Here is a 15,572-nt window from a genome sequence, read left to right on the forward strand (position 1 = left end):
TCAGTCACCTGACGGAGCGAACCAGCCTTGGATTGGCCTACCCTGCTTACCCGCGAACGCCTCGGAAAGCCCCTGTACAGCCCGGAAGAAGTGGGCCGCAGTCCTTTTCACAAAGACCACGACCGCATCATTTTCTCGGGGGCGTTCCGCCGTCTCGGACGCAAGACTCAAGTTCATCCGGTCCACAGCAACGACCATATACACACGCGCCTGACCCACTCGCTGGAAGTCAGCTGTGTAGGCCGTTCATTGGGCATGCGCGTCGGTGAAAGCATCCGTAGCGCCCTGCCCGACTGGTGTGAGCCCAGTGATCTGGGAATGGTGGTCCAATCGGCCTGCCTGGCCCATGACATCGGCAATCCACCCTTCGGCCATTCCGGCGAAGACGCGATTCGGCATTGGTTCCAGCAAGCCGCTGGACGGGGCTGGCTGGATGCGATGAGTGAAGCGCAGCGCAATGACTTCCTCAATTTCGAAGGTAACGCCCAAGGCTTTCGGGTACTGACCCAGCTTGAATATCACCAGTTCGACGGCGGAACCCGGCTGACCTATGCCACCTTGGGCACTTACCTGAAATACCCATGGACAGCCAGGCATGCCGACTCCCTGGGGTACAAGAAGCACAAGTTCGGGTGCTACCAGAGCGAACTGTACTTAGGCCTTGCAGCCATAAATGACATTATTGCAATGTCAACAGCCAAGAAGTTATAAGTCCGAATATTTTGGAATATCCGTCTGCAAGACTATGCCTTACTGGAATAAAGCTTGGGTTTCACGATTCTTACTATAACCGCAAAACTCACTCCGTGGACAGCCCGATATGGCTAGGTGCTAGCAAAGACTAGAGCCACCAATGAAGCAAAAGTACTGACTCTACCGCCTCGGCAAAGCTGCTATTGCCTGTGGAGCAATTGCTGCATGCTCCCAAGCTAGCTGTAACGCTAGGCAGTAAAACGAGTTAGGGATCTGCGTTACCCCAATCATAGATTCGAGGACATGGTAGGATTCTCACCTTGACAGATGGTAGCATTATGCCAGCCTTAAGCCTAGAGCTATTGGACCTCAAAAATGACGATTTGAGGGTAGAGGGTTGAGGTAAAAAATCGACGCTTTAATTGTGTGTTGCTTTTGTACTGAAGAAGCTAAGGAATAGGCATGAGTATGTAGTGGGAACAGCACTTACTGGAATTGGGTTTAGCTTAATGCATTGACTTGTGTTAGGCCGAAGTCTGAATATTTGTGCAGTGCTAAAAATATTCAAATCAAGAGCTTGAATGGTTTTGCTATTGGTGTGTGTAGAGTGTCGATTCGTCAGGATTTTAAATTGTTGATATGGAGATTGTTATGAATGAAAAAATTTTAGAAGTTACAATAACAAACAAAAATACTCACATGAGAAATGAAAGTCAAACTCATAACTCAGTATCTACCTATGAGTATAATAGTGGTGACCTTTTAAAAAGTGAAAGACAACGTAAAAAGGATACAACAACGATACATTCCACATCGACATCATATGATAACTATACAGTGATTAAAATTGAAGCGATAGATAAAGGAAATAAAACATATTCATTGGTAGTGTTAAGAGATGACTTCTTGCCAGAAGTGGGTGATACAATTAAGGTATGTGTTGATAAAAACGACACAATAATAGCTTATCAACCTTACGCTAATGCCGATCCTGTTTCTCTAATTAAAAATCATAAATTTAGTCCATTTAGTTATTATCAATGGTCATTTATTGTCCACGCAATTCCTTTCTTCTCACCGTTTTTTGCACTGCAAGCATTAAAGCCTGAAAAAAAATTTGTAGATGGTGGATACAAAAACACATACATAGTCAGCATTTTTGCATTAGTAATTATGGCTGTTCAAATTTATTCTTCATACAACTTTTATAAGTTTGGTGGTCCAGCTTTTTTTCAGACAGTTATATATTCATTAATAGCTGGCTGTCTTTTTGTATGTGCGATTTTATTACATGATTTGCGAGAGATAAAAAGTAAATTTTTATATATCTCAAAGCTAAAAAAAATGCTGAAATCCTAAAAAGTAGAAAGTCATGTTTAAAATATATAAATGTGAAACTAGAAACAAAAAAGCTCACAACATTAAAGACGGTGTAACTCGTAATGTTGACAGGCATAACGGAAAATACGGCCATAAACACTATACACAAAATAAACAAATAAATGGACAAGTTGCAGATGGCTACACCTTGTATCAATATGATCTTAAAGACATTGAAACTGGTAAGCTTTTTGCTATGAAGACGGTACATGATATAGAAATCGACGATAAACCTTTATATATAGGTGTCGAAGGCGATGATATTGTTGCGTTTTCAAAAAATGAATTGAGTGGAGAAAAGAAAGAAGGTGAGAAAAATTATACTTTATTAGAAACAAAAACATCTGAATTTACAGCAAAACAGATTGCTACAGGTTTATTAATATTTATTATGTATATGGTCCCAATAATGTCATTAGTCACCAATTTTTTATTTGTTAAAGATTGGGCCAAAGAAATAAAAAAGGATTATAGCAATTACCCAGCATTAATATTTCAAATAGCAATAGGTTTGGTTATGTTAATTCAAATTAAAACGAGTTTCATGGCGTTCGGTGCTAGTTCTCTCGCTAAATCGTACTCATTGATTCAATCGTCAACAATAACAACAGGGTCACTATCATTCGCCGTTTTTGTTGGTGGAATTTGCTATTTTAAAATAAAAAGAAATAAAAGTTTAGAACATTTTAATAATCTATAAAAAAGGAGCCTAGGCTCCTTTTTGTTTATAAATAAAAATTTATGATCTACATAACGCCCCACCACTGACGGAACCTTGCATAACATAATCAATCCTTAGGAAAACTCTTTGGTTGTCCAATATAGAATTTTGTTCTATTCCAATAAGCATCCATTGTGATTAGTCCATATACATGATTTTTTGGTTGTTATTTGTATTTAATTTACCATGCGGTGAAAGTAATGGAAGCGATTTGGGTAAGATCTACCCGGGGCTGTGGGGGGGCGATATGGCGTCTGCTGGGTGTAGACAATGACGTGAGCGACGGGTGAAAATCGAAGTAAACTAACAGTTGAATGAGTGTTTTTGGGCATGCTCGCCACTACTGCTGCGGAAATTTATATTTTGAATAATGTTTCCATCTCTGCCATTATCGGGAACTCCAAAGCTAACGCGGGACGCAAGTTAATTCTTGGCGAAATAAAAAATGAATTTGAAAAACTAAAAGCTGACTTGTGATACACAAGGCCACGTAAGTGGCCTTTTTAGTGGAAAACGCACTAACAAAATAAAATTAAATATATACTCACGACAGAAAGCTCAAAGTAGAAACGATATAAAACAGGCCAGCTTGAAAGGCTGGCCTGATAATCACTAACAATGATAGCAATGTATCCAACTGTATCTTCACTGACCTAAAACCAACAAAAACACTGATATATTTTTTATTATCGCTTATACCCTTTCAAAAAACAGTGCCATCATCTAACGCAGACTTCAATTCGCTCTTATAATTACTCTTACTAAAGCTTTCGACTTTTTTGTAAGTATTCAGCATTTCAGGAGAGCGATATTGCGTATCGCTTGCGAAAGATTGGAATGTGTCACCGTCAATCATTCTTATGTGCATTTGAAGTTCTCTTGAATCGTAGCCATAAAACTCAACAAAACCGGGGATTTCACTTTGACGTGCAACCATCAACGCTTCTTTGACTGGCTGGTCATATAGATAGAATGTAGCAGTTACCATGATGGCACCACCGGATTCAGTATTATTCTTACCAAACTGGGGGTTCACATAAGGGGTGAATACAACCCCACCATCCATGTCCTTGGTTTGACCTAGCCATTTACGTTCTTTAATAGCATTGATTGTCTTATTGATAGGACCAGAATACTCAACGCTTCTTCTGTCTTTATCAAGCTCGACGTGTTCAAAGGTTTCCGCTGATGCTGCGAACGAAAAAGCGGCAATCAACGATGCAAGCACAAAGCTTTTAATATTATCCATTTTTTCCCTATCCCTCTCCGGCCTATTATTTTTTGCAAAAGCCATATCAATAGCCTTTCTTAATTACTATTAAACCTAGAAAACCATTCCGCTATCACTCGCACTTTTCATTTCACTTTTGTAGCTGCTTTTATTAAACTGTTCAACCTTCTTATAAGTGTTCAGCTTTTCAGGAGACCGATATTGCGTATCACTTGCGAAAGATTGGAACGTATCACCATCAATCACTCTTACATGCATTTGAAGCTCTCTGGAATCGTAGCCATAAAATTCAACAAAACCGGGAATTTGACTTTGACGTGCAACCATCAACGCTTCTTTGACTGGTTCGTCATATAGATAGAATGTAGCAGTCACCATAATGGCACCACCGGATTCAGTATTATTCTTACCAAACTGGGGGTTCACATAAGGGGTGAATACAACCCCACCATCCATGTCCTTGGTTTGACCTAGCCATTTACGTTCTTTAATAGCGTTGATCGTCTTATTGATAGGGCCAGAGTACTCAACACTTCGTCTATCCTTGTCCAAATCAACATGATTAAAAACTTCCGCACTAACAACCATAGACGTAGTGGCTAGCACTACTGCAAACGCCAAGCTGATATTTTTTTTCATCTGCCCCCCTCAATTCAACCCTTAAAAAACTACCGGAATAGCCTTTTTTATTTAAATTAACTAATACCAAGTCCCACTTTCTTCTGGGGTTTTCAATTGGCTTTTATATTGACTCTTATTGAAGTACTCAACCTTCTTGTAAGTATTCAGCTTTTCAGGAGAGCGATATTGCGTATCACTTGCGAAAGATTGGAACGTGTCACCATCAATCATTCTTATGTGCATTTGAAGCTCTCTTGAATCGTAGCCATAAAACTCTACAAAACCGGGAATCTGACTTTGACGTGCAACCATCAATGCCTCTTTGACAGGTTGGTCATATAGATAGAATGTAGCAGTCACCATGATGGCACCACCGGATTCAGTATTATTCTTACCAAACTGGGGATTCACATAAGGGGTGAATACAACCCCACCATTCATATCCTTGGTTTGACCCAGCCATTTCCGCTCTTTAATAGCGTTGATTGTTTTATTGATAGGACCAGAGTACTCAACGCTTCTTCTATCCTTATCAAGCTCGACATGCTCAAAGGTTTCCGCTGATACAGCGAAAGAGTAAACGGTAATCAACGACGCCAATAAAATTCCTAATATCTTATCCATTTTTTTCTTATCCATTCAGTTTAATTACATGCACCAACCTATCAACATCAAGGCAGAATGCTATCACAAAGGTAGCGATAGTAAAATCCACCTCATTTAAAAATCGCACAAAACCAATAACTGTTTAGTTACCACGGAAACACGCATAAATCATACATCGTTAAGACTTGACCTTATGAATATTAATCGCAAGGACAGGACCATACGCAAATCATATCAATGGATGAAAATCATTGTGGACGTTATTCGTGCCGGTTCAATTACTATCTATCAATGCCCATCCCATTAAACTGTCGTGCAAGATGCATCGCATAGTTATCGGTCATGCCACTCACATAGTCGAGCACCTGCATAATGATTCCGTACTCCTTAGACAGACCGCTGGAATTATCGAGCGGGGCGAGGTCTAGTCCAAGGAGGTCAACCACCCTTCTGGTCTTTGAGTCATCAGCACCACCTTTTCTGACGTAATCCAAGGCAGCCGAGCAGCTCACATTCAGCAAAGTCGAAATGGTGCTGTATGCACCAATCTCTAGCTCAACCTTACGGGGATGTTGGAAAATTTCATCACGAGCAAGCCCCTTGGCGGCTGATACACATTCACGCACGTTCTTATCGCAAAGGTCTAAGATACCTAACACCTTGCCTGTCATAATTTCATTATGGTTATTCATGAAGGCCGTCGCTCCAGCATCTACAAAAGCTGAAATAACTTTCCCACGAACCATAGAGAGCCTACGGCCAACTTTCATGCCTTGAATTTCTTTGACAAGCTGATCCTTCTGGTAGTCGCTAAGGACAAGGCATAAAATTTCAAAGACTTTATCCCAGTCAAGGATACCCATCTCTACACCATCCTCTAAATCAAGAATGGCATAGCAGAAGTCATCAGAGACTTCCATCAAATTAGCCAGTGGATGGCGACACCGCCAACCATCCCCCAGCTTTAACAAACCAGTAGCATCAGCCACTTCACTAAACAAACCTAACTCAGAGCAGTAAATACCGTATTTATTCTGAATCGGCCTTTGCATGTTCAGAGCATCCCCTGCCAACCAAGGATACTTAATAAAAGCTCCAAGTGACGCATAGGTCAGACGCATTCCCCCTTCATAGGGATGATACTCTGAGGTAGTTAAAACCCTAAACCCTTGGGCATTACCTTCAAACCTACGCAAGTCAGCAGCTTCATTGAATGGAAGCCGCTCAATTATCTTTGCCCCGACATCATTGGAGAACCAGTGACGTATAGCCTCTTCACCTGTGTGCCCAAAGGGCGGGTTGCCAATATCATGAGCGAGACAAGCGGTTTGGACGATATCACCAATATCAGAAGCTGAATGCTGCTCAGGGATAAGGCGTTCATTCAGAAGCTCTTGGCCTACCCTCACACCAAGCGTCCGACCAACACAAGCGACTTCTAAGCTGTGCGTGAGGCGATTATGAACGTGGTCATTAGTGGCAAGTGGATGAACCTGCGTTTTTCTTGCAAGGCGTCTAAAAGCCCCAGAGAAGATAACCTTGTCATGATCTGAGTGGAAAGGCGAACGACCTAGCTCAGATTTTGGAGGCCGACCGCCAAGACGGGTATTATTCAGCAGCTTATCCCAACTCATACTAGCCATATCACTACCTTCAACACATAAGCAAAGCATATAAATATAGCTCAGACATAGATATTTTCAATAAAAATCCACACAAACATGCACACGCACTAAACAGTTATTAAGAGCTAATGATTGAAGCCAAGCTAGCATCCCGAAACACTAAAAATTAACGCCACATCCAGCACACTACTTTACCCAAGCCTTCAGGACGAGATATAGTTTGAATATCGAAAACTCCCCAGATCTTCGCAGGTAAAAATACATGACTGATAAAGCTCTCAACAATCAAGAAATAGATAAAATCAGTCAAAAAATGGATTTACTGATAGAAACCTCAAGCACCAATCTCATAAACTACTGCCAGATAGTCCAAAAAAAGAAAGGTGAAACTAAATTTCTGACAGCTCAACTTTATTACACAGTCGGCACGGGATACTACTCAGCATACAGAGCTATAATCGCGGACGAGTGGAGTTCGCCCCACATAAAAAGAGCAATCTATTATTTGCGAAAAGCCTTACATGAACTGAGCAGTCAGAAAGATAAATACTATAGCTTTGAGAGCCGTAAAGGACTTGCCCACTTTAGCACTGCACACCTACGCTCAAAAATAAGTATAAATCTTGCAAATTATCTGAGCGAGCAACATCGGCATCTTGAAGCCTTAGAATTTTATGATTTGGCTATTGATGAAAAAAATGCTTTCGGCCTCACCACCAAGGCCCGATGCCTGATAGAAGCCAGCGAGAGCATATATGATGAAAACTCAAGATTCTTCTTTTACAAACAATCATATAGGCTTTCTAAAAAAGCAAAACTGTCAGAAAGCGTGAGCACTCAGGGAGAACAGGACTTATTTGAGCAGCTAAATCACCGCCTCAATCATTACTGCAAATGGTTTGAAGCCCAATACCCTCAATATCTAGATTCCGACCACTCAGACACTTACAAAGAAAACTTTATGAACAGAAAGCATAAATCATACCTTGACTGGGTGGGGAAGAATAAACTATTCCTGAATTTCACAAACAATGTCATCACAGAGGAATACGCATACGAAGATTGTCTTTACTTACCTTCATTTAGTGGAAAAATAAATCACTTATTACTCCCCAGTGAAGAGCTTGCATACCACTCTCACTTTGAAGAGATAAAAGACACCTATAAATATGCTAGATATCTATTACATACCGCCTTACAAATCCCAATCGAAACTGAGCACATGTATAATTCGACAACCTTACAGGTCGAAAGCTACGATTCGACCTTCTACGACTTAAAGACCAATCACTACAGAACAGCTCTTCGCTGCCTTTACTCCATACAAGACAAAATCGCTTACTTCATCTATAAATTCTTTAAAGTCTCAGAAAGTGAAATACCCGAACACAAAGTCAACATAAACAGCATATTTTCTTCTAACCAGAAACCCGCTATTTGGTTAAGTGAAGTCAAAAACCCATATTTGAGAGCACTTTATTTTCTGAGCCAAGACATACATGATACTGGCGAAAAAAATAGCACTACCAATAAAGACCCTAACGCTAACCTTTTCCTAGCCGATGTTAACTACCCAAGAGCAAACGTTGTAAATAAAATACGGAATGCTCTTGAGCATAAATCGCTGAAAATAGTTGACTCATTCGGATATGAACTATCCCAGAGACCTTACAACCCGGAAAACACACTAAAGGCAGCTAAAATAAAGCTGAGAGAGTTGGATCCTGAGAGCGGAGAACACAAAGAACTGGTTGAGTTTATAGAGGAAAAAAAGCGGCTCCAGTCGTATGGCGAAGCCATATCAATCGAAGACCTTGAGCAGCAGATCATGGACCTATTCAAGATGTCCAAAACGGCAATGATGTACCTCGCTTTGTCCATTCACCACCAAGAAAAATCGCTACCTGATGACGACACCCTAATCGCATCTAGAGAGGTTCCATACCGCTAAGTTTGGCTTTACCCAGAAACTAGGACCGCATATTTCCTTCTTTTTATGTTCACAAAGTAAAGCGGCAAGGCTAGCATCAGGCACTAGCGTGCCTGACATATTTTTGCCTTGTTGATTGTGAATAGAATAATCAGCTAGAAAGAGTCCTTTCTATAAAATCCTGATAGTACAATGGGAAATCCTTTACACAGTTGATCAAAATCTCTTCAGAGTTTTTAATTCGAATATTGATTGAGTCGTTGGACTGAACTAGAGCATTCGATAAAACCTGAGAAACATGACGATCCGTGACACCCATTTCGTACAACTGAATAGCATCTACGGAGGGTAGTCCATACCGGAGCTTTTTCTGTAAGTTCGATAGATTATCTATTAGCTGCTGATTGACGTCTGGCTTTATTAACTTTAATAATTCAATCACAGAGCCCAAAAGCAAAGTCCCATCGTACGCAACTCCAGACTCGCAAGCCTCGATGACATGCTCATTTGAAAGTTCTCGCCTTTTGCTCCCCCAAATAAGTTTAGATCCTGCTTTTACTAAGTGCGTTCTTAACTCATGGTAAGGGATGCCTTTTATCCACTCCGACACTAAAGACCTCAAATTATCACTTGACTCAATCTTACGAATACTTTTGCTATTCGATTGCGAATAAACAAAAGGCCACAAGAGATCTAAAGCCTCAGATTCACTGGTACATCGCTCGAGCAAATGAATATTAGATGTTAGCCAGTCCTTTATTTCTTGGGCTTGAGTTAAACCAAAGAGCGTCTTGCCAAATGCTCGCCGCTCAACTTCTAATGGACATTTTTTTTCAATGTTTTTTGCAATCAAATCAAATACAGAGAGTATCGTCTTTTTATCTATTTCGCTGCTAAGATTATAAGCCAAGGTTTGTTGAGCCAGATGGACCGCACCGTTTTCTCCAAAAGCCTCCTTAGTATCATCCCAGTGAGCCAATAAATAACCTTCTATCGAGGCGATGATATTAGCTTTTTGCTCGGATTGGTCGAGAACACTTTCGACAGTGAATTTTAAATGACTGCCAAAATTAGCCGCATCTACCAATTGCTTAACTAACTCAGATGGGGAATCAAGGTATCTTTCCAAGTACTCTATCGGATCAAGAGTAAAGGAATGCTTCCCATCAACACTTTTAAAAGGTTCCAATATATTCAATATGCTACTAGTACATGGCTCCGAATTCTCAAAATTAAGAACCCTCTTGAATTCAGCCCATTTCCAACGCCCCTTATCAGAGGACTTCATATCAAAAATATCAGGGTCGGCAAAAATTATACTACCTTCGGTATACATACCAGAACGACCAGCTCTACCGATTAGGTTATGAAAATCCCTAACCTTTATAGGCTTACCCGCTTGATAAATACTCGTTATCAGCAGATACCTTATTGGGAGATTAACGCCTTGTGCGAGAGTAGAAGTGCAAATAACAAATTTTATCAGACTCTTCTGCATCGCATATTCTATCGCAACTCTCAACCCTTGCGGTGTATTACTGCTGTGAGAGTAAATACCTAAGGCAGAACATTTTGTCGTTTCACTATCCTTACCTAAATGAACTTTGTGTAGGTTCAGTAATTTCTCTACCTCAACCTTATCTGAATATTCACTTGGCTTTGGAATTGGTAGACTCCTCAAGTAAATATCAACTGCCACTTTCGCAAGGGTTAAGACAGCTGCTTTTACACCGCAAAATATTGCTACGCTACCATTAGGCACCAATTTCAAACCTAGGTATATCGCAATGCTCTTTCCATCAGCCTTGTCCGGAAAAAATCTATCAGCTCGCTCTCTTGAATTGAGTGAAAGCTGATATTTCTCAATTACTCTCGGAACAAAAAAGGTTTTTTCATCAGTGTTATTTTGCTCTACAAATTCAAGTCTACCCAGTGAGTCTTTCCAACTTGCAAACGCCACTGTTCTATACGTTGAAAGTATGCTTGCACCATTGGCATTTATTCCGTCATCGCCATTAAGCCAACTGCCTATAGCATGCGAGTTGTTAATAACTGCAGATATAAGTATAGTCTGGGCATCTTTAGGGATTAAAGACTTTAGAGATGAAAGCAAAAGCTCATAAGTAACACCTCTAGGGCCGCTGTCAAATTGATGACCCTCATCATAAATAACAACCCCGATCTGCTCTGCCAGCTCTGGAGTTTGACGCAGTATATACATCAATTTTTCGGGAGTGAGAACTAATATGCTGTCCGTTTCTAATGAGCTAAAATCAAGATCTAAAAAGCCATCAAGATCAAATTCAGAAAAATCCATCTGCGGGACATCGGATACACCATCAATACTGACGACTTCACCGTCAAAGCTTCTGGAAAGATCACTCCTAATTTCTTGACAAAGTGCTTTGAATGGAGCGACCACAATTACCAGATTTGCTCTCGCCGATAGAAATGCACTGCGGATAATTAGTTCGATTGACTTTGTTTTTCCTGCACTGGTAGGCATCTGAATTACTGCTGACGAGTCCTTAAGCACCCCTTCCTCCCCCAGCAAACGCTGGGAGGGCCATAGCTCTTTTATCGCATCGTCTTTAGCAAGGTAGCCACTCCAACTTTCTTTTGGCAAGCCGGAGAACCGAGGTAACAAAATCCAAGAGGAGTTTTTTAGCCTGAACTTAACTATTGCACAAATCACATCTGCAAATAATAGCTCTCTATCTGAACCTATATCATAAGCTTTATCTCTAAGAGCAACCAACTCCATCTCAACACCGGAGACGCCATCTCCAGTACTGTAATAAGCCGAAAGCTTCTGCGAAATCCCAATAATACTAGACCTGTACTTCTCTCTAGCATCAGTAAAATAAATGGAAAAATCGCCTACCAACAACCAGTGCAACAGGTCTTCTAAATGCGACGCCTCCAGATAGGGGCAATCCGGTGATAACTTTCTTATTAAAACAGTTGAGCTACCGGGCAAATCACATAAGTAGTACGATGCCGACGCCAGCAAAATCAAATAAGGATCGATTTCAACATCTAGTTTTGATTGGAGGTATGAATCGAAGAACTGAGCGGAAAATTGCAGGTCGGCTTTCAACTCAGCTAACCGCTCGGCTGGTGTATCTGTAGCATTAACGGCTAAGCATACCTCGCCAAGAGTGGCGATGGAGAGTATCAGCAACTTTGAAGGATCACTATTAATATCAATGTGATGTTCGGGCGGAACATTATACTCGTACATTTTAGCTTTTGAACGAGTCACACCCAGCAAAACACGCGACGCTCTTTCAGGCTTCATCGGCTGCTCGCTTATATAGGCTATGAACAAGCTCCATAAAATCTTTGCCCTTTATGATAATAAGAGCTAGCGAATTCTTACTAGGATGGCCAGTTGCATCTGAGCTAGAAGCCTCTAACGGTTCATATATTCCATCTTCGTAAAGAGCAACTGCCCCATAAACATCTTTATAAGGCCTATCAACTGGATTTTGAAATCGACCTATTTTTTGTGCATCTTGAATGCTTCCAGCCTCATAAAACCGCTGCCTTATGGCATTTAGTGACTCTGCCTTCCTAACATTATCTTTACCGGAGTCATCTATCGCCACCTGCAATCTCTCATTGGCTTTTTTTCCGGAAAGCTGAGCCTTAACTTCATACATAGCCAAGCAATCATCAGGAGAATCGGTTGGTGACAGCATTTTGAATCCGAGGACATCAGAGCCCTTAGTAGATTCATTTCTGATAGTTTTTCTATCGTACCTCGTTCTAGGAACCCAATACCCTGAAATAAATTCAAGATAATCCGAAACCAGTATTTCAGCGAAGTCACCTGATCTAGTACCGGGTCCAAACCCTCCTGTTTTTGTTGGAAACTTTAAATCATTCAAATACTCGGCTCTAGTTTTTCCTGTGAATTCTCTTAGAAAGTCAATATCCAAATCACTACAGTACTGGCTCCTGAAGTGTTTAGCCCACTCTGACAATATAGCCTGATCCGGCTCGTGTATTAGCTCAAATACTTTTACAGGAGCACCGTCCTTTGTTTTCAGTGCGACACCAGTATCTTGCAGCCAATTAAGGTAAGCTGGAGTAACTGCCATACCTACATGACCTTCTGATTTCTTGATAATTTTCGACGCGTGCTAATTGAATGCAATTCAATACTCAAGACTTCCAATATGCTTGATTTGCTTTTAAACATGCAGTACTCCATTACTAGGCGAGAAAACTCTCAAAAATTAAACCCTATATGATTTCTGCACTGATGTCGATTAGCCACCCATTTGGCCGCTTTGTGCTCGACCCGAAAGATGAAATTCTGCAGAGCACCCTTTCTGGGGGGGGGTTGTGTTGCTATAGGCGACCTAACACGCATCTCGTGTTCATCGACCCTATAGACCTAAGGTGCCATTGCTGCCCCTTGGCATGTCTATCCTTATCAAGAAGCCTCATTACTTGAAGCTACGTTCTACTCAGAGCTCGAAAGGTTCCCTACCGCTGACGCAGCCCATGCATGTGGTGCAGCACTTTGAAAGAAAACCCTTTAATTTAAAATTTTATCCATATAAATCAACTAGATAGCAACTTTTCAGTTTGGTTGCTAAATTGCCTGTAGCGAGCTGCCGCTGCTCGAGCAGATCGCGCAAAAACTGGGCCTGCCGCAGCTTGAAGAGCAGCGCTGGGCACGCCACCCGTTGGTGTACCTGATGGAAGCTGCGGATGACATCTGCTATGCGTTGATCGACCTCGAAGACGGCCTGGAAATGGAGTTACTGGAGTACGCCGAAGTCGAGTCCCTGTTACTGGATCTGGTGGGCGACGATTTACCGCAAACCTATCGCCTGCTTGGCCCGAACGATTCGCGGCGACGCAAACTGGCGATCCTGCGGGGCAAGGCCATCGAGCACCTGACCAACGCAGCGGCCCGCGCCTTTGTCGAGCAACAGGATGCACTGTTGGCCGGCTCCCTGCCTGGCGACCTGGTGGAGCATATGCACGGTCCGGCCAAACGCTGCGTCCTCAATGCAAAGGACATGGCTCGGCAGAAAATCTTCCAGGACAAACGCAAGACGCTGCACGAAATCGGTGCCTACACCACCCTGGAAATTCTGCTCAACGCTTTCTGCGGTGCCGCACTGGAGCAACACAATGGTCGAACGCCGTCCTTCAAAAGCCGACGGGTCCTCGACCTGCTGGGCAACAATGCGCCCGATCCGAACGGCCCACTGCACAACTCGTTCCTGCGCATGATCGATTTCATCGCTGGCATGACCGATAGTTACGCCAGCCATATGGCTCTCGAAATGACGGGACGCTCCAGCCACTGACAACTATTGATCGATCGGCTATTACCCCTCCGGTAATGGCCGTTCAGTCCTGAAGGTCAAAAAACTTTCAATGAATACCGAATTCCCCTACAGCATCTGTCGAGTGCACTGATCGAACGTGCGGTTTTGACAGGAAACAATCACGCCTATCGGTTCCGATAGAAGAAGCGTGAATAATATGATGGACGACAGTCTGCGCATCATGCTGGTGGAAGATCACCCATTTCAGCTCAAGGCTACTCAATGCCTGCTTGAGAGTTACGGCTTCATTCATTTAACCACCAGTGACTGTGCCACGGGCGCATTGCAACACATGCTCAGGGCAGAACAGCCGTTCGATATTTTGTTATGCGATCAGTGCCTACCCGAAGTATCCGGTATTGACCTGATAAAAATTGCCAGTCATCAGGGAATGATCAAGCAGGCAATACTTTTAAGTAGCCTGACATCTACCGAACTGAGCGAACTTGAAAGGATGGCATTCCTCAATGGATTGCCATTACTTGGCTGCTTGATAAAACCTTTGAAACAATGCGAACTGAGACACCTATTGAAACTTATTCCATAACCCTTCGAACAGGCGCAGATGAAAAATCTGTGACCTGCAAATTTTCGTCTGATCGCCATAATTAAACAGCAACACTAATTGCGCCAACCGCACCAAAAACCAGTTGACACGTAAGTTATTTCTTTTTCGCGTGTAGGAACTTTCCTATATTGCCATGACGGACCCGTCAGTTCATACGGCACCTCAACTATCTGAGCTAAGGTGCGCGCTTTATCTGAGCTCGCATGGGATTTGATTATGAACTCCGTTTTTATCGTCGACGATCACCCTGTCATCCGCCTTGCCGTTCGCATGTTGCTTGAGCACGAGGGCTTCAAAGTCGTCGGTGAAACCGATAATGGTGTCGATGCCATGCAGATGGTGCGTGAATGCATGCCCGACCTGGTCATTCTCGACATCAGCATTCCCAAACTGGATGGCCTTGAAGTGCTGACCCGTTTCAACGCCATGCATACACCCCCGAGAATCCTGATATTGACCGCGCAATGCCCGACACTGTTCGGCATACGCTGCATGCAATCCGGCGCCTCGGGATATGTTTGTAAACAGGAAGAACTGAGCGAACTGGTGAGCGCCATTAAAGCGGTACTGTCAGGTTATAACTATTTTCCCAGTGAAGCCTTGAACCCTACCCGTGGTGACGAAGCGCGGTGCGCAGAACTCGAACTGTTCAAGTCAGTCAATGACAGGGAGCTCATGGTCATGCAACTTTTTGCACAAGGTCGCAATAACAAGGAAATCGCCAAGGGCATGTTCCTCAGCAACAAAACGGTCAGCACTTATAAAAAACGACTCATGCAAAAACTCAAGGCCAAATCACTGGTTGAACTCATCGAGATGGCAAAACGTAACTCGTTAGTGTGA

At 42.4% G+C, this 15,572-nt stretch carries 12 protein-coding genes and 2 pseudogenes; 8 read left to right on the top strand and 6 right to left on the bottom strand.

The window, feature by feature from the left end:
• Nucleotides 1–27 precede the first annotated feature (27 nt).
• The 4 genes and pseudogenes from dgt to HGP31_RS23325 all read left to right on the top strand — a co-directional run.
• Nucleotides 28–657: pseudogene (gene dgt / locus HGP31_RS23310) on the top strand (dGTP triphosphohydrolase); the annotation flags it as partial.
• Between the two features lie 687 nt (nt 658–1,344).
• Complete coding sequence (locus tag HGP31_RS23315; RefSeq protein ID WP_168758758.1) at nt 1,345–2,052, top strand: hypothetical protein; 708 nt, start codon at nt 1,345–1,347, stop codon at nt 2,050–2,052.
• Between the two features lie 13 nt (nt 2,053–2,065).
• Nucleotides 2,066–2,773 (top strand): hypothetical protein, encoded by a 708-nt coding sequence (locus HGP31_RS23320; RefSeq protein ID WP_168758759.1) that lies wholly within the window; start codon nt 2,066–2,068, stop codon nt 2,771–2,773.
• Nucleotides 2,774–3,124: 351 nt separating this feature from the next.
• The gene (locus HGP31_RS23325; RefSeq protein WP_168758760.1) at nt 3,125–3,271 is read left to right on the top strand and encodes a hypothetical protein; all 147 of its coding nucleotides are present in this window, start codon (nt 3,125–3,127) and stop codon (nt 3,269–3,271) included.
• Between the two features lie 226 nt (nt 3,272–3,497).
• Here HGP31_RS23325 and HGP31_RS23330 read toward each other — a convergent pair whose 3' ends face one another.
• The 4 genes from HGP31_RS23330 to HGP31_RS23345 form a co-directional block, all read right to left on the bottom strand.
• Entirely contained in the window at nt 3,498–4,088 is a 591-nt protein-coding gene (locus HGP31_RS23330; protein WP_168758761.1) for a hypothetical protein, read from the bottom strand.
• Nucleotides 4,089–4,118: 30 nt separating this feature from the next.
• A complete protein-coding gene (locus tag HGP31_RS23335) occupies nt 4,119–4,664 on the bottom strand; it encodes a hypothetical protein (RefSeq protein ID WP_168758762.1) in 546 nt (181 codons plus the stop codon).
• 60 nt (nt 4,665–4,724) lie between these two features.
• On the bottom strand, nt 4,725–5,270 hold the full coding sequence (locus tag HGP31_RS23340; RefSeq protein ID WP_168758763.1) for a hypothetical protein: 546 nt from the start codon (nt 5,268–5,270) through the stop codon (nt 4,725–4,727).
• A 263-nt stretch (nt 5,271–5,533) separates the two neighbouring features.
• Entirely contained in the window at nt 5,534–6,895 is a 1,362-nt protein-coding gene (locus HGP31_RS23345; protein ID WP_240963505.1) for a deoxyguanosinetriphosphate triphosphohydrolase, read from the bottom strand.
• Between the two features lie 244 nt (nt 6,896–7,139).
• Here HGP31_RS23345 and HGP31_RS23350 point away from each other — a divergent pair, with 244 nt between their 5' ends.
• Nucleotides 7,140–8,828, top strand: a complete 1,689-nt coding sequence (locus HGP31_RS23350; protein ID WP_168758764.1) for an LA2681 family HEPN domain-containing protein — start codon at nt 7,140–7,142, stop codon at nt 8,826–8,828.
• Nucleotides 8,829–8,958: 130 nt separating this feature from the next.
• Here the strand turns inward: HGP31_RS23350 and HGP31_RS23355 are convergent, their stop codons facing one another.
• Both HGP31_RS23355 and HGP31_RS23360 read right to left on the bottom strand, forming a co-directional pair.
• Nucleotides 8,959–12,108 (bottom strand): DEAD/DEAH box helicase, encoded by a 3,150-nt coding sequence (locus HGP31_RS23355; protein ID WP_168758765.1) that lies wholly within the window; start codon nt 12,106–12,108, stop codon nt 8,959–8,961.
• Nucleotides 12,098–12,913, bottom strand: coding sequence for a Hachiman antiphage defense system protein HamA (locus HGP31_RS23360; protein ID WP_168758766.1), 816 nt, complete (start codon nt 12,911–12,913; stop codon nt 12,098–12,100). Before HGP31_RS23360 ends, HGP31_RS23355 begins: the two co-directional genes overlap by 11 nt.
• A gap of 513 nt (nt 12,914–13,426) precedes the next feature.
• On the opposite strand from HGP31_RS23360, the pseudogene HGP31_RS23365 reads away from it, so the two are divergent.
• The 3 genes and pseudogenes from HGP31_RS23365 to HGP31_RS23375 all read left to right on the top strand — a co-directional run.
• A pseudogene (locus tag HGP31_RS23365) lies at nt 13,427–14,140 on the top strand (deoxyguanosinetriphosphate triphosphohydrolase); the annotation flags it as partial.
• Nucleotides 14,141–14,318: 178 nt separating this feature from the next.
• Nucleotides 14,319–14,708 (top strand): response regulator, encoded by a 390-nt coding sequence (locus HGP31_RS23370; protein ID WP_020796812.1) that lies wholly within the window; start codon nt 14,319–14,321, stop codon nt 14,706–14,708.
• A 237-nt stretch (nt 14,709–14,945) separates the two neighbouring features.
• Nucleotides 14,946–15,572 carry a response regulator transcription factor gene (locus HGP31_RS23375; RefSeq protein ID WP_020796810.1) on the top strand — a complete coding sequence of 209 codons (627 nt, stop codon included), beginning with the start codon at nt 14,946–14,948 and terminating at the stop codon, nt 15,570–15,572.

It is taken from the genome of Pseudomonas umsongensis, assembly GCF_012647205.1.
In the GTDB taxonomy this organism is placed as follows: Bacteria; Pseudomonadota; Gammaproteobacteria; order Pseudomonadales; family Pseudomonadaceae; genus Aquipseudomonas; species Aquipseudomonas umsongensis.